The sequence below is a fragment of the Roseibium sp. AS2 genome, assembly GCF_038900065.1.
Classification (GTDB): Bacteria; Pseudomonadota; Alphaproteobacteria; order Rhizobiales; family Stappiaceae; genus Roseibium.
Window position 1 is genome coordinate 22,360 of the sequence record NZ_JBBMQN010000005.1, and the last position, 22,234, is coordinate 44,593.

The 22,234-nt window shown below is 59.7% G+C and carries 22 protein-coding genes, 3 pseudogenes and 1 other annotated feature; of the genes and pseudogenes, 9 read left to right on the plus strand and 16 right to left on the minus strand.

Annotated features, from left to right (window positions below; translation table 11 throughout):
* Window position 1: 1 nt before the first annotated feature.
* The gene (locus WNZ15_RS15180; protein ID WP_342893844.1) at window positions 2-1,219 is read right to left on the minus strand and encodes a CoA transferase; all 1,218 of its coding nucleotides are present in this window, start codon (window positions 1,217-1,219) and stop codon (window positions 2-4) included.
* Window positions 1,220-1,254: 35 nt separating this feature from the next.
* Here WNZ15_RS15180 and WNZ15_RS15185 point away from each other — a divergent pair, with 35 nt between their 5' ends.
* Window positions 1,255-1,506, plus strand: coding sequence for a MoaD/ThiS family protein (locus tag WNZ15_RS15185; protein WP_342893845.1), 252 nt, complete (start codon window positions 1,255-1,257; stop codon window positions 1,504-1,506).
* On the opposite strand, the gene WNZ15_RS15190 is transcribed toward WNZ15_RS15185, so the two are convergent.
* The 7 genes from WNZ15_RS15190 to WNZ15_RS15220 form a co-directional block, all read right to left on the minus strand.
* Complete coding sequence (locus WNZ15_RS15190) at window positions 1,503-2,297, minus strand: HesA/MoeB/ThiF family protein (RefSeq protein ID WP_342893846.1); 795 nt, start codon at window positions 2,295-2,297, stop codon at window positions 1,503-1,505. The two genes, WNZ15_RS15185 and WNZ15_RS15190, sit on opposite strands and share 4 nt — an antisense overlap.
* Window positions 2,282-2,737, minus strand: coding sequence for a SufE family protein (locus WNZ15_RS15195; protein ID WP_342893847.1), 456 nt, complete (start codon window positions 2,735-2,737; stop codon window positions 2,282-2,284). Before WNZ15_RS15195 ends, WNZ15_RS15190 begins: the two co-directional genes overlap by 16 nt.
* Window positions 2,738-2,757: 20 nt before the next feature.
* Window positions 2,758-3,882, minus strand: coding sequence for an anhydro-N-acetylmuramic acid kinase (locus WNZ15_RS15200; RefSeq protein ID WP_342893848.1), 1,125 nt, complete (start codon window positions 3,880-3,882; stop codon window positions 2,758-2,760).
* Window positions 3,883-3,906: 24 nt separating this feature from the next.
* Window positions 3,907-4,884 (minus strand): radical SAM/SPASM domain-containing protein, encoded by a 978-nt coding sequence (locus tag WNZ15_RS15205; RefSeq protein WP_342893849.1) that lies wholly within the window; start codon window positions 4,882-4,884, stop codon window positions 3,907-3,909.
* Window positions 4,885-5,000: 116 nt separating this feature from the next.
* The gene (locus tag WNZ15_RS15210; RefSeq protein ID WP_342893850.1) at window positions 5,001-6,020 is read right to left on the minus strand and encodes a DegT/DnrJ/EryC1/StrS family aminotransferase; all 1,020 of its coding nucleotides are present in this window, start codon (window positions 6,018-6,020) and stop codon (window positions 5,001-5,003) included.
* Window positions 6,017-7,216: a hypothetical protein gene (locus WNZ15_RS15215; RefSeq protein WP_342893851.1), complete on the minus strand. Its 1,200-nt coding sequence runs from the start codon at window positions 7,214-7,216 to the stop codon at window positions 6,017-6,019. The genes WNZ15_RS15210 and WNZ15_RS15215 overlap by 4 nt, the downstream gene beginning before the upstream one ends.
* A 414-nt stretch (window positions 7,217-7,630) precedes the next feature.
* Window positions 7,631-8,695 (minus strand): N-acetylmuramic acid 6-phosphate etherase, encoded by a 1,065-nt coding sequence (locus WNZ15_RS15220; RefSeq protein ID WP_342893852.1) that lies wholly within the window; start codon window positions 8,693-8,695, stop codon window positions 7,631-7,633.
* 55 nt (window positions 8,696-8,750) lie between these two features.
* Here WNZ15_RS15220 and murA point away from each other — a divergent pair, with 55 nt between their 5' ends.
* The 3 genes from murA to WNZ15_RS15235 are packed head-to-tail and all read left to right on the plus strand — an operon-like array spanning window position 8,751 to window position 11,740.
* The gene (gene murA / locus WNZ15_RS15225; protein ID WP_342893853.1) at window positions 8,751-10,010 is read left to right on the plus strand and encodes a UDP-N-acetylglucosamine 1-carboxyvinyltransferase; all 1,260 of its coding nucleotides are present in this window, start codon (window positions 8,751-8,753) and stop codon (window positions 10,008-10,010) included.
* A gap of 32 nt (window positions 10,011-10,042) precedes the next feature.
* A complete protein-coding gene (locus WNZ15_RS15230; RefSeq protein ID WP_342893854.1) occupies window positions 10,043-10,903 on the plus strand; it encodes a BadF/BadG/BcrA/BcrD ATPase family protein in 861 nt (286 codons plus the stop codon).
* A 42-nt stretch (window positions 10,904-10,945) separates the two neighbouring features.
* The gene (locus tag WNZ15_RS15235; RefSeq protein WP_342893855.1) at window positions 10,946-11,740 is read left to right on the plus strand and encodes a GntR family transcriptional regulator; all 795 of its coding nucleotides are present in this window, start codon (window positions 10,946-10,948) and stop codon (window positions 11,738-11,740) included.
* Window positions 11,741-12,046: 306 nt separating this feature from the next.
* Here the strand turns inward: WNZ15_RS15235 and WNZ15_RS15240 are convergent.
* Window positions 12,047-12,385, minus strand: a pseudogene (locus WNZ15_RS15240) (DDE-type integrase/transposase/recombinase); the annotation flags it as partial.
* A gap of 56 nt (window positions 12,386-12,441) precedes the next feature.
* Between WNZ15_RS15240 and WNZ15_RS15245 the strand changes: the two are divergent.
* The 3 genes and pseudogenes from WNZ15_RS15245 to WNZ15_RS15255 all read left to right on the plus strand — a co-directional run bounded on the left by WNZ15_RS15245 (window position 12,442) and on the right by WNZ15_RS15255 (window position 15,352).
* Window positions 12,442-13,621 (plus strand): annotated as a pseudogene (locus tag WNZ15_RS15245) (IS3 family transposase).
* Window positions 12,723-12,839, plus strand: a sequence feature (AL1L pseudoknot). It overlaps the preceding pseudogene by 117 nt.
* A gap of 45 nt (window positions 13,622-13,666) precedes the next feature.
* Window positions 13,667-13,906 (plus strand): annotated as a pseudogene (locus WNZ15_RS15250) (transposase); the annotation flags it as partial.
* Between the two features lie 447 nt (window positions 13,907-14,353).
* Window positions 14,354-15,352, plus strand: coding sequence for an aldo/keto reductase (locus tag WNZ15_RS15255; protein ID WP_342893856.1), 999 nt, complete (start codon window positions 14,354-14,356; stop codon window positions 15,350-15,352).
* Between the two features lie 111 nt (window positions 15,353-15,463).
* Here the strand turns inward: WNZ15_RS15255 and WNZ15_RS15260 are convergent, their stop codons facing one another.
* Together WNZ15_RS15260 and WNZ15_RS15265 are read right to left on the minus strand one after the other, a co-directional pair.
* Window positions 15,464-17,644: a glutamine synthetase III gene (locus WNZ15_RS15260; protein ID WP_342893857.1), complete on the minus strand. Its 2,181-nt coding sequence runs from the start codon at window positions 17,642-17,644 to the stop codon at window positions 15,464-15,466.
* A gap of 325 nt (window positions 17,645-17,969) precedes the next feature.
* A complete protein-coding gene (locus WNZ15_RS15265; RefSeq protein WP_342893858.1) occupies window positions 17,970-18,257 on the minus strand; it encodes a DUF1330 domain-containing protein in 288 nt (95 codons plus the stop codon).
* 99 nt (window positions 18,258-18,356) lie between these two features.
* Between WNZ15_RS15265 and WNZ15_RS15270 the strand changes: the two genes are divergently transcribed.
* Window positions 18,357-19,247: a LysR family transcriptional regulator gene (locus WNZ15_RS15270; RefSeq protein ID WP_342893859.1), complete on the plus strand. Its 891-nt coding sequence runs from the start codon at window positions 18,357-18,359 to the stop codon at window positions 19,245-19,247.
* A 28-nt stretch (window positions 19,248-19,275) separates the two neighbouring features.
* Here the strand turns inward: WNZ15_RS15270 and WNZ15_RS15275 are convergent, their stop codons facing one another.
* The 5 genes from WNZ15_RS15275 to WNZ15_RS15295 all read right to left on the minus strand — a co-directional run bounded on the left by WNZ15_RS15275 (window position 19,276) and on the right by WNZ15_RS15295 (window position 21,657).
* The gene (locus WNZ15_RS15275) at window positions 19,276-19,728 is read right to left on the minus strand and encodes an isoprenylcysteine carboxylmethyltransferase family protein (protein WP_342893860.1); all 453 of its coding nucleotides are present in this window, start codon (window positions 19,726-19,728) and stop codon (window positions 19,276-19,278) included.
* A 6-nt stretch (window positions 19,729-19,734) separates the two neighbouring features.
* Entirely contained in the window at window positions 19,735-20,079 is a 345-nt protein-coding gene (locus tag WNZ15_RS15280; protein ID WP_342894359.1) for a nitrile hydratase accessory protein, read from the minus strand.
* A gap of 4 nt (window positions 20,080-20,083) precedes the next feature.
* The gene (gene nthB / locus WNZ15_RS15285) at window positions 20,084-20,740 is read right to left on the minus strand and encodes a nitrile hydratase subunit beta (RefSeq protein WP_342893861.1); all 657 of its coding nucleotides are present in this window, start codon (window positions 20,738-20,740) and stop codon (window positions 20,084-20,086) included.
* Window positions 20,737-21,366, minus strand: coding sequence for a nitrile hydratase subunit alpha (gene nthA, locus WNZ15_RS15290; RefSeq protein WP_342893862.1), 630 nt, complete (start codon window positions 21,364-21,366; stop codon window positions 20,737-20,739). The genes nthB and nthA overlap by 4 nt, the downstream gene beginning before the upstream one ends.
* 93 nt (window positions 21,367-21,459) lie before the next feature.
* A complete protein-coding gene (locus tag WNZ15_RS15295) occupies window positions 21,460-21,657 on the minus strand; it encodes a hypothetical protein (protein WP_342893863.1) in 198 nt (65 codons plus the stop codon).
* Between WNZ15_RS15295 and WNZ15_RS15300 the strand changes: the two genes are divergently transcribed.
* The gene (locus WNZ15_RS15300; RefSeq protein WP_342893864.1) at window positions 21,656-22,147 is read left to right on the plus strand and encodes a hypothetical protein; all 492 of its coding nucleotides are present in this window, start codon (window positions 21,656-21,658) and stop codon (window positions 22,145-22,147) included. The two genes, WNZ15_RS15295 and WNZ15_RS15300, sit on opposite strands and share 2 nt — an antisense overlap.
* Window positions 22,148-22,234: the final 87 nt, after the last annotated feature.

Consider the following 22,234-nt stretch of genomic DNA (forward strand, 5'->3'; position numbering starts at 1 on the left):
TTCATACAAATCCGGCGTTCAGCGCATTCTGGATGTCATCTTCGGGCATTCCCAGCCAATCCGAAAGCACTTCGGCGGTATGCGCGCCCAGTTCCGGAGGACCGCGATGGACATCAGGAGGGGTTGCCGACATCTTGATGGCGGGGCCGGGTACCGGAACCGTTCCTGATCGCGGGTGCGGAATGTCCACCACCTGCCCGCGGTGAACCACCTGCGGGTTTTTGATCACATCGGCAATCGACGACACGGGCTCGCAGGGGATGGCGGCGTCATGCAGAAGCAGGAGGATCTCGTCGCCATCAAGGCCGGCTCCCCAGGCGTCGATGATTTCCTCCAGCTCCCTGACGTTTCTGTTTCTCACGATCGGATTGGAGAACCTCGGATCCGAAATCAGCTCGGGCTGGCCGATGACATGCGCAAACCTGTCGAAATGTTGACTGTTTCCGGCAACCACATAAATCCATCTGTCGTCGCGGCTCTTGAAACAATGGGACGGCGAAAGATACCGGTCCCTGTTGCCAAGGCGCGTTTGCTGCTCGCCAAGCAGCACCGATTCCCCGATTGCGGTGGTGAGCATGGACATGGCGCTGTCCATCAGGGTGGCCTCCACGATCTGGCCTTTGCCTGTTTGGTGGCGGTTTTCAAGGGCGGCGAGGGCGCCAATGGCACCATAAAGTGCGGTTGAATAATCGGCGACGAAAACACCTGACATCGTCGGCGGCCCGTCCGGTTGTCCGGTCAGCGTCATCAGACCGCTATGGGCCTGCGCAGCCCCGTCGAAACAGGGGTGCGAAGCCATCGGGCCTTCCTGACCGAACCCGGTGATCCGGACCAGGATCAATCCGGGGTTGACGGCAGAAAGGTCCTCGTAGCCGAGCCCCATTTTCTCCAGGGTTCCGGGCCGGAAATTCTCGACCAGGATGTCGGCCCTGGCGGCGAGCTGCCGAAGGATCTTCTGCCCCTCCGGATTGCGGAAATCGACGGTGAAGCTGCGTTTGTTCCGATTTGCTCCCAGAAAGAACAGCGTTTCCCCGTCCACCATCTCGCCTACCCGGCGTCCTTCTTCACCGCCGTCGACCCGTTCCACCTTCACCACGTCCGCACCGAGATCACCGAGGATCTGCCCGCAAAACGGCCCGGAGATGTAACGTGACAGATCAAGAACCTTCAAGTTCTTCAGAGAAGATTTCCGGTTTTCCGTGTTGAAATTCTGATTCATTTTGATACTTTCTATACGAAAGAAGGAGTTCAGACATGAAAATTAAATACCGGTCATGGCTAAAGAGTGTAACAGGAACAGATCTGGATGATATTATACTCCCAAAGAGTGTTGAAACAGTGGCAGATTTGGCAAATTTCCTTTCATCTTACTATGAAAATGCTTCGGCTGTGTTTGAGCTTCCTGAGGCTCTTCGCTATGTCATCGACCGTCGCTACGTCGATCCTTCCCACAGGGTCACAGATAGCGACAGTGTTGAGATTTACCCTCCTGTCACTGGCGGCTAACTGTTTACGGCGCGTCTTTCTTCCTCGCAGGCACTGGCGCACGGGCACGCGCCACGCCTTTCCAGGGCAATCTCCTCGGTTCGTGCCGACAGGGCGTCATAGACGAGAACACGGCCGGAGAGACTGTCTCCCATTCCGATGATTTCCTTGACTGCCTCCATGGCCTGCAGTCCGCCGATGACAGCAAGAACAGGCCCCGCCACACCAATCTGCGAGCAACCGGGGGTCAGGTCGCTGCCGGGCGAGCGCGGATAAAGGCAGTTGAAACACGGGTGGCCCGCGCCCTTGTAGGGCGTGAATGTGGTGATCGTGCCGTCGGTGATCTGCGCCGCGCCGCTCACAAGGGGGATTTTAGCCTTCCGGCAGGTCAGCGCGATGGTCTCACGGGTAGTGAAATTATCGGTGCAGTCGACGACGAGGTCATATTGGGCGATCAACGAGTCCGCGTTGCCTGCATGAACAGGAAAAGTGTGTTCCGTCACCAGCACATGCGGATTGGAGCGGCGCAGCTTTTCAGCAGCGCTCGCGACTTTCGGCCGGTCCAGATCTTCGATGCCGTGGATGACCTGGCGATGCAGGTTTGAGCCTTCCACATAATCTCCATCCGCTATGCCGATCGCTCCGACACCGGCAGCAGCAAGATACAAAAGCACGGGTGCTCCAAGGCCACCTGCACCGATTACCAGTATCCGGGACTGTTTCAGCCGCAATTGTCCGGCCTCACCCCATCCTGGGACGATCATCTGCCGGACGTAATGCCGGTTCTCCTCCTGCGTCAGCTTTGTTTCCATGTCCCGGTTTCCTTCACTTCGTCGGCATGCTCACAGGCAAAGGCGTGTACGTGCTGAAGCAGCCGATAGAATCCGTTGGCCCGGCTTGGCGCCAGCAGATCCAGCAGTCCGGCATCACGCAGCATGGACGGCGGACAGGCCGCGGCTTCCTCCGGTGTCCGCCCCTGGTAGTAACCTTGCGCAATCGCCAGCAATCCACGGACAATTCGAGCATCTGAATCGGCGGCGAATAGGATGCGCCCGGACTGCGGATCGTGTGACAGCAGCAACCAGATTTGCGATTGGCAGCCGTGAAACCGCGTTTCCTCATTCTTCAGCTCCGGGGCAAATGGAGGCAGGCGATCAGCCATTTCCAGAAGGGCGACAAGGCCTTCGTTCCAGTCCGAACCCGAGGCAAACTTTGCCTTCAGGCTGTCGAGGTATTCCGGTATTGTGTCCATCGCCAGCCGTCCACTCCCTGTCAGGCCGCCACCTGCGAAGCCAGCTGCCCTCCAGTAATCGGTTCCTGAACACCCGTAGTGAGCGGAAAGCTGATCGGCATGCCGAGTTTGGATCTGACGGCCAGAAAGGCAAAGCATTCGGCTTCGACGGCGTCGCCACGCAGGCCGACGCTTTCCGCCGGTACGATCTCCGCACCGGTGCGCTTGCCGAGTTCCCTCATCATGTAGGGGTTCTTGCGCCCGCCGCCGCAGACGATGATGCGCTTGGGCCGCTTCGGCAGCAGGTCGAGTGCCTTGCCGACCGAGCCAGCCGTGAACGCAGTCAGGGTTGCCGCGCCATCCGCCTGGTCGAGTCCTTCAGCCATCGATGCCGAAAAATCGAAACGATCCAGTGATTTCGGATAAGGCGCTGCAAGGAATGGGTGCTCCAGCAATTTTTTCAGCCGGTCTTCGTCAACTGTGCCGCTTGCGGCCGTTTGACCGTCGACGTCCATGTCTTCGCCTGAATGCTCCATGATCCAATCGTTGACCGGTGCATTGGCAGGACCGGTGTCAAAGGCAATCATTTCATCGCCGTCGCACCATGTCAGGTTGGCAACACCACCAAGATTGAGGATGGTTGTTTCGCCTCCTGTATGGATCTTTTTCAGCATTGCCTTGTGATAGATCGCGGAAAGCGGTGCGCCATGTCCTCCGGCATCCATGTCGGCGGAGCGAAAATCATAAACGACGTCGGTTCCTGTGATCCGCGCCATCAGATTGCCGTCGCCAAGTTGCCGGGTATGGCCGCGCTTGCCGCTCTCCGGTGCCGCATGCAGCACCGTTTGGCCATGAAAGCCGATCGCGGAAATGTCCGAGGACGTGTACCCGTGCTTGTCGAGAAATTGATTGACGGCCTGTGACTGTGCCTTGGTGAGGGCGATTTCCGCCTCGCGGAAGATCTCAGGCTCCGGGCCTTCGAAACGCCACTTGAGTGCTGCTTCGAACGTTTTTCCGAGCAGGTCGCGAATGTCTGTCGGGTAGGGGGCCAGTTCCCAGGGCCCGAACGCGTCGATTTGCGTGCCGTCGGTGCGGATCATGGCAATATCAATGTATCCGTCGAGGACGGTCCCGGTCATAAGGCCAATTGCCCAGACTGACTTCATATCAAGCTACTCCCAAGACGATGATCAGGCTGCGGCCCGATCGTTTTTAAGATGTTGCGGGAAAATACGCCCCGCCGGCTTTCGGCAAGAGCTGCAATGACTGACGGCGTTCCGGCCGTGATCGGCAAGGCGACAGCGGAAAGCAAGGGCACTTGCCAGGACCCGGTCGACACCATCTGTCAGAAGGTTGCCGATCACACCGGCAGCTCCGTGGCTGATGACGCATATCGACACGTCACCATTTGGAGCCACGCAGAAGACGTGTCCCGCCCAAAAGCATGGCAGTTGCGGGACCGGCAGATAAGGCAGCACCTCTTCGGACAGCATTCTGTCCAGTGTACCGTCGCTTTCCAGATTGTCGATCTTGTCAATGGCCTGCTCGGCTCCGCCCGGCAGCAGCGGCTTGACCTTCTCGTGTTGGTCCACCCGATCCAGCAGCTCGAGGAAATGCGGGTCATATTCTTCAAGAGGTTCACCCAAATCGATCTGGTACACACCAATGGTCAGATCCGGACGTTCGTGGGCGCGCTCCAGCAATGTTTCAAGTCCACGCAAGGTCTTGTCGAAATTGCCTTCTCCACGGTTCAGGTCGTGAGACAACCTGTTGCCGCCATCGAGCGACACGAAGATCTTGTGACTGAAGGGGACGGACAGGATCTGCTCCACGCGTTTGGGCGTCAGCATTGTGCCGTTGGTGTGCCACTGGACCTTCACTTGTGGCATTACATCCGCAACCACCTGCAGGAGTTCATTGAAGCGGGGGTTCATCAGGGGTTCGCCGCGCCAATTCAGATGGATGCTCTGCACATCCACCGCGCTGCTTGTCTGGAGGTCGGAGAGCATTTGATGGAGCTCCTCCGGAACCATGTCCGTCTTGCCATGGCTTTGCTTGGTGTAGCAAAGGCGGCACGCAAGATTGCAACGGTTCGTGGGATCGAGCCAAAGCCAGACCGGTGATCCTTTGACCGAAGCATCGGTCCTGTCCAAGACGGATACAGACATATTCACCTCCTCGTGAACGCAGTCAGTCACAATGGACTTTTTGCTATCCGGCCTTCGCCTTCAAGCCGTTCATCGCAACTTGACGAATATAAGACCTCTACAGTGCCAATTGCGGCTTATGGTTGTATTTCCGGGTAGTAGATCGGCACACACCAGTGATTGGCGGCGATCCAGTCCGTGTTTGGCAGTTCGTCATTCGTTTCAAAGATTCTGTGGCAAGGCTCCTGGTAGACTTTTCCTGTCGAGCGTTCGATCGGATCGAACACAATGTATTTGTAGTAGCCGCTGGTCATGCCGTCCGGCATGTGAACGCGATTGGGAAAACGAGGGTCCAGGTGTTCACGTGCGTAAGCATTTTTCCAGGCGACAATATCCGCAAGGCGTCGGGTCTGAACCACGCCGAGTGCCGCGGTAAATTCATGCATTCTATGGTTCATTCCCTGAATGCGGTACCGCGATCCACGGCCATAATCCCGAAAGGAACGGGCGTGTTTGATCAGGTCTTCATTCGCGCTGACAACCATGCCGCCTTCGCCGGTCGACAAGGTCTTGGTTGGGTAGAAGGAATAGACGCCGAGATCCCCGAAGCTGCCCGCATGACGGCCGTTCCATTCGGCTCCATGGGCGTGTGCGCAATCTTCCAGCAACCAGATTCCGTTTTCCCTGCAATAGCGGGTGATGATGTCGATATCGAAGGCAATATGGCCGCCGACATGCACAATCCAGGCCGCCTTTGGCCTGTGCCGTTCCGCCTTGGCGATAAAATCCTCTGCCGATCCGCAAAGATCCGTGCGATTGCAGTCATAGTAGACAACGCTCGCGCCGGACTTCTGCGCGGAGCGGGGTGTGGCCAGAAAGGTATTTGACGGACAAAGAACCGTTTCGTCGGCAACGCCGATAAAATCCAGCGCAGCAAGCGCGCCGCCGCTCCAGTTGTCGAAGGCAATCGCGTCGCGTCCGCAAACGTCTCCCCAAAGCTGTTCGAATTCCCGCGTTTGGTCGCCATCGCTCCAGCGGTTTGAGTGCAGCACCTTTTTCCAGCGGTTCAGAAGGTCTTCTTCGTCCCGGCCGTCGAACGCAACGGAAAAGGGGAGGGGAGTGAGATCGGGGTGTGGTCTTGAATCAGCCAGGCTCATAGCAGAATATCCTCCCTGTCCTGACCGAACAGCTGTGCCCCGTCGTTACGGGCATGGATCTCGAACTGGTTGGCTGCATGCTGTCGTGCGGCAAGTAGATCATTGAAAAACATCAGAAAACTGCTTCCGCTATAGAGCGCCGCAGCCCCCGCCGCCCGGTAGAGGGCGGCTGCCTGTTGAAAGCAGTTTTCAGTGATCCGGGTGGTGTTGAGCCGGGCGCGCCGGCGAAAGGCGAGATCGTCCGCGTTGCCTGGATTTCCGGTGTTTGCCAGTGTCGCCAGGTCGTGCTCCATCCCGCCGTGAAGGGCCTGCAAATCAGCGTCGACGGTTCCGCACAAAGCACGGACATGAGGATCCTCCGCTATCCGCTGCGCCATCATCGACGTTCTGTCCCGGTTCCGCTCCAAGAAGAGATCGAGCATGCCCTTCAGTCCGCCAATCGACGCGGAGGAGATGGAGCGGAAAAGCAGCTGAGGCAAGGGCAGCCTGAACAGTGGGCCTGTGTTTATCTCAAGCCCTGGAGCGGTGCCATGGAAGCGGTCGATATGCGGCAGGAACCTGTGGCCCGGAACCTCGACCTCCTCCACGCGGATCGCATTGCTGCCTGTCCCACGCAGGCCAACCACATCCCAGTCGGGCAGAACGGTTACGTCCTTGCGCGGAACCAGGCAACCACCCGCGACCTGCTCACCTTCATTCTCAGCAAACGCGCCGAGAACAAACCAGTCCGCATAAGCGGCGCCACTGGAAAATCTCCAGAAACCTGACAATCTGTAGCCGCCGCCGGGGCTCCTCGTCAGCCGTCCACCGGGCATGTTGGAGGAGGCGATGAGCGCCTCTTCGTTGGTTTGCCATAGCTCTGCCTGGGCTTGCGGACTGAACAGCGCGGCGTGAAAGGCCGCTACGTTCATGTTGGACATGACCCATGCGGCGGACATATCCGCTTCCGCCAGTGCGATTTCAATTTCAAAGAGAACTGGTGCCGGCATTTCAAGGCCACCGAAGCGCGCAGGCCGGAGCACTTTGAAAAATCCGTAGCGGACAAAATCCGCAATGGTTTCCGGGGAAAGTTGGCATGTCACTTCGTCGCCCGGCTTACGGGAGTGCAGCTTCGACTGCATGGCCCTTGCTGCCGCGAGAAGCGTTGCAGGTTGAGACAGCATGTCGGCCTGAAACTTCTGGGGCGAACTCGACACACAGACCTCCGGATAACCAGTGATTGATATTGGTTCCTATGTGGTATTATAACCAATTCAAAGGTCGATTGCAATTTATCAGTGAGAAAATTTTGATTCGCGCACCTATTGCGCGAATTTTCACACTTGGCGACTGCCGGAGGGTCTTTGAGTGCCGCCCGCGCCGAAAAGCAGAGTGCTGTTAGCTCTGAACAGGTCCGTTCAAGCGTGGTTGATCAAAATCGCCTTCCACGGTTTTGCGCAGGAAGGAGCGGTTCATCTTCTGAAGCGCGGGTCTTGCCCGATGCGACGCTCAAGCCTTCGCGCCCGCCTTCATCACGGGTCTTTCTGGTTCGATCAGGCAGATTGCAGGGCACACTTGCGCCCCGGCGGAACAGACCGACGTCGATGTCACCGGTCGTGGTCGCAGTGATGTCAGTCTTCGCTCAGGCCCAGGTGTTTTAGCGCCTTTCGCAGATCGCGATGTTCGCTGTCGAGAACCGTTGCAGCCTTTGCGAGATCGGCGCCTTTGGCGGTGAGGATGGCCAATTTGATATCGTAATTTGTTTGCCCCAGCACTTTTGCGGCCGTCTCAGGATCGCATCCTGCAATATCCTCAACGATCCTGATCGCCCTGTTCTTGAGCTTGGCGTTGGTGACACGCATGTCGACCATGCGCCCCCGGTAAACACGACCCAGTTTTGCCATGACGGCCGTCGAAATGATGTTGAGGGCAATCTTCTGACTCGATCCCGCAGCCAGCCGGGTCGATCCTGCGAGTACTTCCGGCCCGGTTTCGAGCAAGACAGGAAGGCTGGCGCTGGTCAATACGGAAGTGCGATCATTGTTCGAAATGCCAATTGTGAGACAACCCGCCTTATTTGCGGTCTCCATGGCAGAAAGTACAAAGGGGGTCGTGCCGCTCGCGGCAAGGCCAATAAACACATCCTGCGGGCTTGGATTAAGCGCGCGCAAAGCGGCTTCGCCAGCGTCCCGGTCATCTTCCGCGCCTTCCTGTGCTGTCACGAAGCTGTCCTGGCCTCCTGCAAGTAGCACGTGCATTCGCTCGTGTGGCCAGCTGAATGTCGGATCCAGTTCAACCGCATCCAGCAGGGCCAGTCTGCCGGACGTGCCGGCACCGCAATAAATCAGGCGGGCTGTCGGGTGCGCCAGACGACCGGCAATGGCGTCAATGGCGGCCAAGATGGAGTTGGAGGCAGTTCTGACGGCCTCAAATGCTCGGTTCTGGTTGTTCAACAGAACGTCGAACATTTGAGAATCCGCCAGTTCTTCCAAAAAAATTCCGTTGGAAGAGTTTAATTCCGTGGCGAGATTCTTGGCAGCCATGTCCGTCAACTCCCTGTATTCAACTAATACCAAAATATAACCAATGATGCGAATTTTCACCATAGATGAAAATTGACGGGATGCAATCTGCGAAATTTGGCAGTAATTGGCCGTTTTTGTGAGGCAGCTCAAAAGAGTATTTAAATTGGACATTAGTTGGATCTAATTCTAAAGTTGCTTAAGTCTGTCGCTAACCCGTGAGGGACATGTGGAAAAACTTGTCATTAGAGGTGGGGCCAAACTAGCCGGAACAGTTCAGGTGGCAGGTGCGAAAAATGCAGCGTTGCCTATTTTGGCCGCTTCGATTTTGAGCGACCAGAACGTTGACCTGTCCAATGTTCCAGACGTGGCCGACGTCCATTCCATGATCGAGCTGCTTCAGTTTCATGGCGTGGGCAGACCTGTTTTGCACAACGGTCGCCTGAGCTTCAGCACACGCAGCCTTACCGGTGCCGACACGCCCTATGACATTGTTCGCAGAATGCGGGCGTCGTTTCTGGTTCTGGCTCCGTTGGTGGCGCGTTTCGGTCACGCACGGATTTCCCGGCCTGGTGGTTGTGCCATCGGCACACGGCCGGTCGAACTGCATCTGGAGGTGATGGCAACCCTCGGCGCCGAGATCGCCCAGGAAGAGGGATACATCATTGCGCGCGCGAAGAAGGGGCTGAGTGGCGGCAGATGCGCCTTGAGTTTCCCATCGGTCGGCGCGACCCATACTGCTCTGATGGCCGCCGCCGGTGCTTCGGGAGAAACGGAAATCGTGAATGCTGCCCGGGAGCCGGAAATCGTCGACCTTGCGGCTTTTCTAACCGCTATGGGCGCACAGATCGAGGGCGCGGGAACGCACCGGATACTCGTCCAGGGCACACAATCCTGGCGGGATGCAAGGCATGTGGTCGTCCCGGACAGGATCGAGGTTGCCAGCTATCTGATTGCCGCTGCCATGACCGGTGGAGAACTGGAAGTTGTCGGCGGGCGCCTCGAGCATCTGGGCGCCACCTGCCGGTTGCTGGAATCCGCCGGATTGTCGATCATCCCAAGCGACCGGGGTCTGATTGCCAGGCCGGCTGGCCGGCTGAAAAGCGTGGACCTCACGACAGAACCATTCCCGGGCTTTCCAACGGACCTGCAGGCCCAGTTCATGGCGATGATGTGTCTTGCAGACGGCGTTTCCGTCGTCAGGGACAGGATTTTCGAGGCACGTTTCATGCATTTGCCGGAACTGCAGAGACTGGGAGCGGACATACGCCAGGAGGGGGCCATGGCAATCGTGCGCGGAGTGCCGGAGCTTCGCGGAGCCGAGGTGATGGCGACCGACCTGCGGGCGTCCATGTCCCTGGTGCTGGCCGGCCTTGTCGCGAAAGGTCAGACAGTTGTTCACCGGGTCTACCATCTGGACCGCGGCTACGAAGATATTGAGGGAAAATTGCGCCGTTGCGGGGCGGACATTGAACGGGTGGCTGCATGACCGGACATGCCCGCGGAGGCGCCCCTTTATACATGGCTGTGGATGGTGGAGGAACGGGATGCAGGGCGCGCCTTGAAACCGCTGACGGCACTGTTCTGGGCCGCGGTCTGGCCGGTCCTGCCGCGACCCGAATTGGCTTTGAGGCCTCCTGGGAGGCAATACGCACCGCCTATTCCAACGCATTTTCGGAAGCTGGTATGAGTCCCGCAGAAGCGCCCCCTGTTCATGCCGGGATCGGAGTTGCCGGTTTCAAGCGCCCCGGTGCGGCACAGGCACTTGCAGCTCAACCGCACCCGTTTGCTTCGCTGCAGTTTGCAGGCGACAGTCAAATTGCGTGTCTGGGGGCACATAACGGCGCTGATGGCGCTATCGTGATCATCGGCACGGGAAGCTGCGGACTTAGCTGCGTCGATGGAAAGTGGGTACAGGTCGGTGGGTACGGATTTCCCATCTCAGATGAAGGAAGTGGTGCTTTTCTTGGTCTGTGTGCGATTCAAAGCGCCCTGCAAGCGTATGATGGCCGCCAACAGAAATCCGCACTGCTCACGGACGTGCTCAATCGCTTCGACCACGATCCGCTCAAGGTGGTGAGCTGGATGGACAGCGCCACGGCAACGGACTACGCAAGCTACGCACCCATTGTTGTGCGCCATGTGGATGACGGCGAACCAGCGGCCAGACGCATCATGCAGTCCGCGGCTGCCAAAATTGACCTCATATGCAGAGCGCTGCTGGAAACAGGCGCTCCACGTCTTTCGCTCATCGGCGGGCTCGCCAGCGTGATTGAAACCTGGCTTGCCCCTGATCTGAGGCGGCGCCTGAAACCTCCGCTCGGAGACCCTCTTGACGGTGCGTCCCTATTGGCAGGCCGGCCCGCGATGTTATCAGAGTAACTCGCGCAACAGCTTTCATTAAAAATAACCAAGGCAAAAAGAATGACTACGAACCGGTCGGCGGAAAAACTCATCTCAAGTCTGTCAAAGATTTTTGAGGAGCAAGGGCCAATCGACGACGCCAAATCGACGCCGCGGTATATCCAGCTGGCAAACTGGATAAGGCATCTGATTTCAGACAGCTATTGGGTCGGCGGGGACGCATTGCCTCCGGAGCGCGAACTGGCTTTGACCACCGGGCTCTCCAGGATCACCATCCGCAAGGCTCTTGAGCTTCTCAGCAAGGAAGGGCTTTTGCAGCAGAGGCAGGGGTCCGGTACGTATGTGCATTCTCCGGAGATGCGAATTGAACAACCGCTGAGTGCCTTGAGCAGCTTCAGCAACGATATGGAGTCAATTGGCCGAACACCGTCGGTGAAATGGATTACCCGCGACATACGGTTTCCATCGCCCACGGAGAGCATGATCCTTGGAATGTCCCCGGACGAAAAAATACTGAGGCTGCACAGGCTGAGGCTCGCAGAAGGCCAACCGCTGGCGATAGAATTGGCAGTGGTGCCCGTCAGCATAATTCCGGAATTAGACCAGATAGGCAATTCCCTTTATGACGCGCTGAAGGCGGTGAATTGCATGCCGGAAAAGGCGCTTCAGCGCATGCGTGCCTGCTGTGTACCGCGTTTCGAAGCGGAGCACCTGAACTGCGCGGAAGGAGATCCAGTATTGTATATCGAACGGGTCTCCCATCTTGGAACCGGCAAAGCCGTTGAGTACACCCGTTCCTACTACCGTGGAGATCGATACGACTTCTTGGTGGAATTAAACGTACCGAACGAGTGAGGGGCAGTATTTGGGGTTCCGCCGGGACATTCTGAACTGATGCAGTGGTATTCCCCACCTGACGCTGGGGAATCGCATATGGATTTTCGGTTTGTTTGTTTTTCTGGGTTGCGTGATTTGAGCAAATCGATTCTTGCACTGTTTCTCTTTGTTTATCGGCGAAGGTGGCATGGATCGGTTTACCGATTGCTACAGTGAGCGGTGACGTCCCCGGACGTGGTGTAGCTTTGGGTGGTCATCGGGTTTCTCGGGGGCTTGTCGCAAGTTTAGTCGGCAGACAGACCTCTCCCATTTTGGGAGCTATTTTCAAGTTTCGTTAACTTTTTCAATTCCGAAGAGCATCGCAAACAGATCGTTCTGTTCGCGGACGCTCCACTGACCGGTCAAGCCGAAGCCCTTCCTGAGCCACAGCATGGCTTCAAAGCCGGCGATGGATTTTCTGGCTGAGTTGAACGAGCGGAACCCGCCGACCTTCGGCATGTTCTTCTTCACCCTGAAATGATCGCTCTCGATACCCTGTTGCAAATGCTTGGTCACATAGTGCACCGGCTCCGGAATAAGCAGGCCGCCGTCAACCGCGTCCTCAATGGCCGGAGGAAAAGTACCGGCGCCATCGGTGCCGATTTTGCCCGGTGACAGTAGCGGGGTGAACCGCGCCCGGTTTGCCGGAGGCTTCAACTCCTGAGTAGGATGAAGCCACAATGAGCAAGACAACCAACAAATACTCTCCCGAGGTCCGCGAGCGTGCGGTGCGGCTGGTGCAGGACAACCAGGGCCAGCACAGTTCGCGCTGGCAGGCGATTATGTCGATCTCCGCGAAGATCGGCTGTTCGGCGCATACGCTGAATGAGTGGGTGAAGAAGGCAGAAGTCGACAGCGGCAAGCGGGCGGGTGTCCCAACAGATGTCGCCGACAAGATGAAGGCGCTGGAGCGGGAGAACCGCGAGCTGCGCCAGGCGAACGAGATCCTCCGCAAGGCATCGGCTTATTTTGCGATGGCGGAGCTCGACCGCCGGTCGAAGTGATGGTGTCATTTATCGACATGCATCGCGCGGAGCATGGGGTCGAGCCGATCTGCACTGTCCTGCCGATTACCCCTTCCACGTATTATGAGCACCTGGCGAAGCGGGCTGATCCGGCCCGGTTGTCGAACCGTGCCCGGCGTGACGAGGTATTGCGGCTAGAGATCCGGTGGATTTTCGAAGAGAACTGGCGGGTCTATGGCGTGCGGAAGGTCTGGCGGCAATTGCAGCGGGAAGATTTTGACGTCGCTCGCTGCACGGTTGCCCGGCTGATGAAGAGCATGGGTATTCAAGGCATTGTCCGGGGTAAGCCGCACAAGACCACGGTGCCCGACAAGAAGGCGCTATGCCCGCTGGACAAGGTGACCGGCAATTCCGTGTGCCCGCGCCCAACATGCTCTGGGTCAGCGATTTCACCTATGTTGCCACCTGGAAAGGGTTCGCCTATGTCGCCTTCGTTATCGATGCCTATGCCCGCAAGATCGTTGGTTGGCGTGTCAGCACCTCGGCGCATGCCGGGTTCGTTCTCGATGCTCTGGAGCAGGCTGTTCACGAGCGGCGGCCGACAAAGGCGATGGGTCTTGTTCACCACTCCGACCGCGGCAGCCAATACCTGTCGATCAAATACACAGAGCGGTTGGGAGAAGCTGGTATCGAGCCCTCTGTCGGCAGCGTCGGAGACAGTTACGACAATGCCCTGGCCGAGACGATCAACGGCTTGTTCAAAGCCGAGGTCATTCACCGCCGCGGCCCATGGCGCAATTTCGAGGCAGTGGAATACGCAACACTCGAATGGGTGGACTGGTTCAACAACCGTCGTTTGCTTGAGCCTATCGGGAACATTCTGAATAGCCCCTAGATTTGTAGACGCCTTCTTTCCTAAATTTGAGGCAAGGAGGCCATGATGGGCACGAGCAATTTCAGTGATGATTTCAAACGGGACGCGGTGGCGCAGATCACCGAGCGCGGCTATCCGGTCGCGGAGGTGTCGAAGCGGCTGGGCGTGAGTCAGCACTCGCTCTACGCGTGGAAGAAGAAGTTCTCGAAGCCGGCGGATCCCGGCAAAGCCGATCAGGCTGCGGAGATCCGACGGCTGAAGCAGGAACTGGCGCGCGTCACCGAGGAGCGTGACATTCTAAAAAAGGCAACCGCGTACTTCGCCAAGGATGGAAAGGGACGGTTTCTCGACAACATCTTCATCGAGCGGCTGTGGCGCACGCTCAAATGCGAGTGCGTTTATCTGCATGCCTGGGAAACCGGATCGCAGCCCAGGGTCGGTGTCCGAAAGTGGGTGGACTTCTAAAACCGGAAGCGCCCGCACTCAGCCCTTGGCGGCAAACCGCCTGCCGTGGTCTATTGTCAGCGCAACGAACAATACCAACCCCCTCTCGGTGATGTAAACATCACCTGTTGGGCAATGGATCAGCAGGTGCAGAGAGTAGCTTAATTTACGCCAGAACCTGTCCAACAAATGGGGAGTAGCTCAGCAGATAAAACCCGGCCACCAGGATTCTCGGATCCAGCCCTTTCAGGGATCAAGGCAATGAATTAAGAATGAATTCTTCAGATTTTCCAACGGGGTGAGGGCAAAATGGAACAACGCAGACTGGGCGCAAACGGGCCGGAGATTGGCGCGATCGGCTATGGCGCGATGTCCTTTTCCGACATGTACGGGCCGACGAACGAGACGGAGAGCCACGCCGTCCTTGATGCCTGCCGCGATCTGGGTGTCACGCATCTGGACACGGCCAATGTCTACGGCATGGGGAAATCGGAAAACGCCATCGGGAGCTATCTGAAAGCCGATCCGGGCGCGCGGGACGAATTCGTCGTCGCGACAAAGGCGACGATCACCCGCGATCCGGACGGCAACCGCGGCTTTGACAATTCGGCTGAGCATCTGGAAACCGAGCTGGACAAGTCGTTGCAACGGCTCGGGCTGGAATGTGTCGACCTTTTCTACGCCCATCGCCGCGATCCGCGCTTCACGCCCGAGGAAACGGCGGCCAATCTTGGCCGGCTGGTTGAAAAGGGCAAGACCCGCGCGATCGGTCTATCGGAAATCGCGCCCGCGACCCTGCGGCGCGCCATGACAGCCTTTCCGATCGCCGCCGTGCAATCGGAGTATTCGCTGTCAACGCGGGCGCCCGACCTCGGACTGGTGCAGACCTGTGCCGAACTCGGTGTCGCCATGGTAGCCTTCTCGCCCGTGGGCCGCTCGCTGCTGACGGACACCCCGATCCCGCGCGAGCGGATCCCCGATCTGCCGTTCCTCAGCGCGAACCCGCGGTTCACGGAGCCGAACCTGACCGAAAACCTGCGCATCATGGAAGGCTTCCGCAAGCTCGCGGCAGAGATGGGCACAACGGCGGCGGGTCTGGCGAATGCCTGGCTGCTGAGCCGTGGGCCGCATGTGATCCCGATCCCGGGAACGCGGTCGGTGGATCACTTGCGCGAGTGCATCTCGGGCGCGGCCCTCAGCCTCACGGCAGAGGATCTGGAGCGTATCGAGGCGGTGCTGCCGGTCGGCTGGACCCACGGCGACCGGTACTCGGAAGCTCAATGGGCCGGACCCGAGCGGTATTGCTGAAACGAACCTTGCCCTGAGCAAGGAACCAAGATCCGTTCTCAAGACGCCTCAGACCGCCTTTGAAACCTGCCCGGCATACGGCCGGACAGGCCCGATTTTACATGCCATTTCCTACCGGATGAACAGCATTTCCTGATAGGTCGGCAGGGGCCAGAGGTCGTCGGCGACGAGGGTTTCCAGGGCGTCCACAAAGCCGCGGACTTCCAGCATTTTCGGCAGCACCTTGTCCTTGATCATGAAGCAGTGGGCGGAAACGCTCTCCGCGTCATGCTCGCTGGCCTTCAGGGCCTCCAGCTCCGCAACGGAGTCCTGAAGTTTCTTGATCAGGCCGGTCACCTTGGTGATCGTGTCATGGTCGGCCTCGATGCCGAGCGCTTTCAGGTCGACCAGACTGGATGCCAGTTCGCCCTGGTAGCGGACCGCCGCCGGGAAGACCATCGTCTTGGCCATTTCCACGACCAGGTTGGATTCCACATTCACGCTGGCGACATACTGCTCGGCATAGACCTCGTAGCGCGAATCCAGTTCGCGTTCCGACAGCACGCCGTATTTGGCGAAGAGGTCGGTGTAGGTCTGTTCCTTGAGGACGCCAAGGGCATCGGGCGTCGCGACGAGATTGGGAAGGCCGCGCTTTGCCGCTTCGACCTGCCATTCATCCGCATAGCCATCGCCGTTGAAGACCACGCTCGAGCAGTCCTGCCAGACGGACTTCACGTAGGCAGCGACAGCCGCGCCGAGCTTTTCCTGCGTGCCGGTGTCGGCAGCTTCCAGCGCCGTTGCTGCTTCGTCGAGCGCTTCGGCCATGATGGTGTTCATGGCGACCATCGGCCCGGCGATGGACTGGTTGGAGCCAACAGCGCGGAATTCGAAGCGGTTGCCGGTGAAGGCCATCGGGCTGGTGCGGTTGCGGTCGCCGGAATCCTTGGGGATCTGCGGCAGCACATCGACGCCGATGTTGAGCGGCGTTTTCTTCGAGGTCACCGGGCTGCCGTTGACGATGGATTCCATCACCTGGTTGAGTTCGGTGCCCAGGAACACCGACAGGATTGCGGGCGGTGCCTCGTTGGCGCCCAGGCGGTGATCGTTGGAGGCGGAGGCGACCACGTTGCGCAGCAGCTTGGCGTGCTTGTAGACCGCCGAGATCATCGCGGCGCAGAAGACGAGGAACTGCGCGTTCTCCGCCGGTGTTTCGCCGGGGTCGAACAGGTTGCCGGCCTTCGGCGAGCCCATCGAGAAGTTCACATGTTTGCCGCTGCCGTTGACGCCGGCGAAGGGCTTTTCGTGCAGCAGGCAGGTCATGCCGTATTTCTGCGCCACCTTCTTCAAGGTGGTCATGACCAGTTGCTGGTGATCGGTTGCGACATTGGCCATTTCATAGACAGGGGCCAGCTCGAACTGGCCGGGCGCGACCTCGTTGTGCCGTGTCTTGGCCGGAATGCCGAGCTTGAAGCACTCGCGCTCGACCTCGAACATGAAGGCCTGCACCCGTTCCGGGATGGCGCCGAAATAATGGTCGTCGAACTCCTGGCCCTTGGGCGGGGGTGCGCCGAACAGTGTTCTGCCGGCGGCCAGCAGATCCGGGCGTGCGTAGAAGAAATTGTTGTCGACCAGGAAGTATTCCTGTTCCGCACCGGCCGACGATGACACGAACGGGCCGTCGGTGCCGAAGAAACCCAGCACCCGCTGCGCATGTTTGTTGAGGGCCTGCATCGAGCGCAATACAGGCGTCTTCTTGTCGAGCGCCTCGCCGGTCCAGGAGACGAAGGCCGTCGGGATGCACAGGGTCGTCCCGTTGGGGTTCTCGATGATATAGGCCGCGCTGGTGACGTCCCAGATCGTGTAACCGCGCGCCTCGAAGGTCTGGCGGATACCGCCGTTCGGAAAGGACGACCCGTCAGGCTCGCCCTGGATCAGCGCCTTGCCGGCGAAGGTGCCGATGGTGCCGCCGTTGCTGTCCGGATCGAAGAAGGAATCGTGCTTTTCGGCGGTCAGGCCGGTGAGCGGATAGAACACATGGGCATAGTGGGTGACGCCCTTGGAGATCGCCCAGGTCTTCATGGCCTCGGCGACGGCATCGGCGGTGTCGATGTCCAGAGGCTTGCCGGAGGTGATGGTGTTCTTCAGCGACTTGAAGATCGCCTTGGGAAGGCGCTGCTCCATCTCGTTCAGGCTGAAGACGTTCTGGCCCCAGACGCTGCTGGTCGGGCTGGAGGCGAAATCGAAACCGGATTCCACCGGCGGTGTCGATGTGATCGTTGAAATTGCGCTCAGACGCGCTGCGTTTCCGCTCATGCTGGTCCCCAATACGGCTTTTGACATTGAGAGAAAACGCAAGTTTTGTGCCACGTCAGGATGGGCAAAACGGGGGTCTTTCGGGCCCGTCTCCGCAAAGCCGCCTAAAGAATGGACACGGGCGCAGTGCGCTGCCTTGGGAACAGGCAGGCGGGGGGCAATCCGGGCTTCAGTCCCCCCGTGAGGGAGTGCGGCCGCATATGACCGGACAGGCCGATCCGGATGGCGTGTCATGGGGCATACAGTCAAGGCGTCCCCCAGGGTTCGGCTTTGCTTGCCCGGGGGAACGCCGGTCTAAGCGGTCATGTGCCGCCGCGCAGGCGCCTCAGCCCGGCAGCACCACGATCGTCGACTTGCCGCCGGTGTTGCGCAGGGCATGAATATCGGCAAGGTCCGGGTCCGCGCGCCAGGCCTTCGCGGCGTCCGCGTCCGGGAAGGACAGCAGGGCGGCAACGTTCGGGGTTTCAAAGGCAGCTTCCAGAACCAGCGGTTCCGGGTCGGCGGCGACGACACTGCCGCCGTGTTTGGCAAGCGCTTCGGCGGCCTTCTCGCGATAGGCCAGAAGGGTCTCCTTGTCGGTGACGGTGATCAGGGCGAGGGCTTGAACGGGCATGTCGAATTCTCCTTCGGTTTCGATATGCGAACACTAGCCGGGATGGGGCATGCGAAAAATTCTTCAAATATGTAACACCCATGTGCAAATATGCACAGCATGGATAACTGGGATGATTTGAAATTCGTGCTCGCCATTGCCAAGGCGGGCAATGTGACCCGGGCGGCGCGCACGCTGAGCGTGACGCATTCCACCGTCTCGCGCCGGTTGTCGGCGCTGGAGGACCGGCTCGGCACGCGGCTGTTCGACCGCTTGCCCGACGGTTTCCGGCCGACCGCGGCAGGGGACCTGGCGGTTCTGGCGGCAACACGGATGGCCGCGGAGCTGGTCGATCTCGACACACGGATGACGGCGCGGGACGCGGACCTGGAAGGACCGCTCAGGGTGACCGCCGCGCAACTGATCTATCAGGTCCAGCTTGCCGACATCGTCGCCCGGTTCAAGGAACAGCATCCGCAGATCGACGTGACCATGAACGCGGCCAACGAGATCCTCAGCCTGCACCGGCGCGAAGCGGATATCGCCGTGCGCGTCACCGACAAGCCGGATGAGACCCTGTTCGGACGCCGCGCCACCGGCCAGAACCGGTGTTTTTATGTGTCGCGGGAATTTGCCCGCCGCCACGGGGACGCGCTGGTGGAGACGGCAACGTCCCGGCGCGTGCCCTTTGTCGCGTTCAAGTGGTGGGGCAACAAGGTGCCGAAGGAACTGCGCGCGCGCTTCCCCAATGGCGAAGTCGCGACCGTAACCGACGATATGGTCACCAAGCACGCGGCGGTCCGGGCGGCCATGGGGATCGGCCGGCTGCCGTGTTTTCTGGGGGACATGGATCCGGACCTGATCCGCCTGCCGGGGGTCGAGCCGTCACGCTATTTCGACATCTGGATCCTGACCCATCCGGACCTGAGGAACGTCGCCAGGATCCGTGCCTTCCTGAGGTTCGCCGCCGACGCCTACAAGGCGCGCAGCGGACTTTATCTGGGCGAATGATCCTGTCTGGCCGCGACCGGACATGGCATCAGATCCAGCGCCGGACCTGCGCCCGGTAATCGTCATAGGCGTCGCCGAAGAGTTTGCGCAGGCTGTCTTCCTCGGGCCTGATCTGGAATTCTGTCATGTACCAGACGAAACCGGGCACGATCGCCACCGCTGTCAGCGTGCCGAGATACAGGGCCAGCGCCATCAGCAGGCAGGCGAGGCCGAGATACATCGGGTTGCGGCTGAAGCGGAAGATGCCGCCGCTGACCAGCGTGGTCGCACGGTCCGGTGCCATCGGATTGAACGTGGTCTTCTTCTTCACAAACGCCCTGACCGCCTGAAGGGCCGGGACCATCCCTGCAAGGGCGAGCAAGGCCGCTGGAACCAGCCTTCCGGGCGCTGCGACATTCAGCACCGGCAGCAGCCAGGCTCCGGCGGCCAGCAGGCCGGCAGCGATCAGGAAGACGGCGACAGGGGGAACCTTCAGATGCATGATGCCTCAGATCTTTTCAAGTTCGATTGGCTGCCCGTGGGGTGTCGCGCAGGCGGCCCTGTCCCAGGCAGTCCTGAGATCGGCGAGTTGCCTCGGACCGGCAACGCCCTTTGCGGTCAGCAGCTTTTCGAACGCGGCCAGCCAGTGGTCGTAATAGCCGGTCAATGCGTCGCCGCTGTCGTCCATCCCGTCAAGCGCCAGTTCCGCTCCGAGTGCCTCGGCCCATTCGCTCCAGGAAAACACGCCGGCCTGATGGGCCTTGACCGTCATGGCAAAGACCCGGGCCTCCCAGGGGGCGCTGAACACAGGCCCGCCGTCCTGGTCCAGCGGCAGGCGTGGCGGCACGGGCATGTCGTCAGGCAAGGTCAAGGTAAGGCTCCCACAGATCGAGGCGCAGGCTCAGCGCCGGGTCGCTGTCCGGGCCCCAGATATCCCGTCCCTTGAAGGTGACGCCGTAAAGCCAGGCGGGCTGTTCGCCTTGTCTGTGGGCATTTGTATCCGGAAAGACATGCACACCGTGAACCGCCTCGACACTGCCGACGGCATCGCGGGCGTAGCGCGGCAGGCGCGTGTGGTGTTCGGGATGCATGCGCCTGGTCCGGACCCTGTCGCCGACACGGTAACGGGCCGGCTGGTGTTCGGGCCGGTCGACCGCCGCGCCTTTGGCCAGGACATTTGCGACATCTTCGGCCTTCAGCACCCGTTTGACCTGTTTCGGCCCGACCAGCACCTTGCCCTGTTTCAGTTCCTCGTCGGTGACGAGGCCGTGGGTCACGACCAGCTTTTCCAGTCCCTTGGCCCAGATCTCGTAATAGCTTGCCGACAGATATTCGGCCGGAGGCAGGGATTCCCGCGCAAAGCGCGAGGCGTCCAGCGTCCAGGCTCCGGTCGCGCCCATGGCCAGGGTCACCGCGAAGGCGCGCTCCTCCCAGCGTGCATGGAAATTCAAGCCGTCGTCCCGTTCGATCGGGCCGAACCCCATCTGACCGCCGAGATCCTGCGCGCCGTTCATGCCACCGGCTCCTTCGCGCGTGGATCGATGGCAAGGCCGGTTCCGATCATGCTGTCCCGGGTGACCAGGCCGGCCAGCCGCTCCTCGTCCCAGTCCCCGGTGCCGGGCGGGCGTTCCGGTATCACCAGGTAGCGGATTTCCGCGGTCGAATCCCAGACCTTGATGTCCTTGCCCTCAGGCAGTTTCACGCCGAATTCGTCCAGAACGCCGCGCGGGTCACGCACCGCGCGCGAACGGTAGGGCGCGGATTTGTACCAGACCGGCGGCAGGCCGAGCACCGTCCACGGATAACAGGAGCACAAGGTGCACACGACCATGTTGTGGGTGGTCCCGGTGTTCTCCACCGCGACCATGTGTTCGCCCTGGCGCCCGGTGAAACCGAGTTCGGCAATCGCTGCCGTGGCGTCGTTCAAAAGTCTGTCCCGGTATTCCGGGTCCGTCCAGGCCTTGACCACCACGCGCGCGCCGTTCTTCGGACCGATCTTCGTCTCGTAGGTCTCGATCAGCGCATCCAGGGCGGGCGGGTCGATGTAGCCCTTTTCGCTCAGAAGCGTTTCCAGCGCCCTGACGCGCAACTCGATCTCGGAAAGGTTGGAATGATCGTGGTCGTGGTCATGACCGGACATGGGCGGCTCCTTGAACTGGGCGTCTCTCATATGAGGATGCGGCCCCGGTGCTGTCAATTGAGGGAGCGGCTGTCGAGACAAGAACGGCCTGATTCAGCTCAGCATCGGCATGCGGGCAAGAGAGCTGCTGCGCGCGCGCGCGACCGTCCGGTCCTGCTGCACGGCAATCACGCGATATGAACCGCGTTCACGTTGAGGAGATCCGCTCTTATGCAACGGGACCGGCGTGCATATCTGCCGCAGCGAAGATATCGCAACGACCTGTCCCATGAAGGAAGTCAGAACGTCCATGTCCATAACACTCCGAAATCTCATCCTTGCCGGCCTGGTGGCTGAAATCGCGTTCGAGGTCTATGCCTGGTTCATATCTCCGCTCATTTTCGGGGTGGTCCTGCAGCCGGCAAATCTGATCGTTGCATTGGCGAACCTCGGCCTGGGTGTCAGTCTGCCTTACTGGATCGGATTTCTCGTGCATTTTTGCGTCGGCGCCATCGGATTTTCCGCCTTCGTGCTTGTGACCCACATGATCACCAGGCTGAACCTGGTCCTCGCGGGCGCGGTCGCTGGTGTGGTCCTGTGGTTCGTCGCGCAGGGCCTGCTTGCGCCATTGGTCGGCCGCACATTCATGATGGGCTTCGGGGCCTATACCCAGTCGTCTTTTGTCGGACATGTCGGCATGACGCTGATCGCCGGGTTCGTTCTTTTAAAGCTGCGCCCCGCGGAAGACCGTAAGCTGGCGGAAGGTCTGGGCGGCACATCCAGGGCGGACGGGTCGATGTGACCCTTTTCGCTCAGAAGCGTGTCCAGCGCCTGACGCGCAGCTCGATCTCGCAAGGGTCGGAATGATCGTGGTCGTGGTCATGACCGG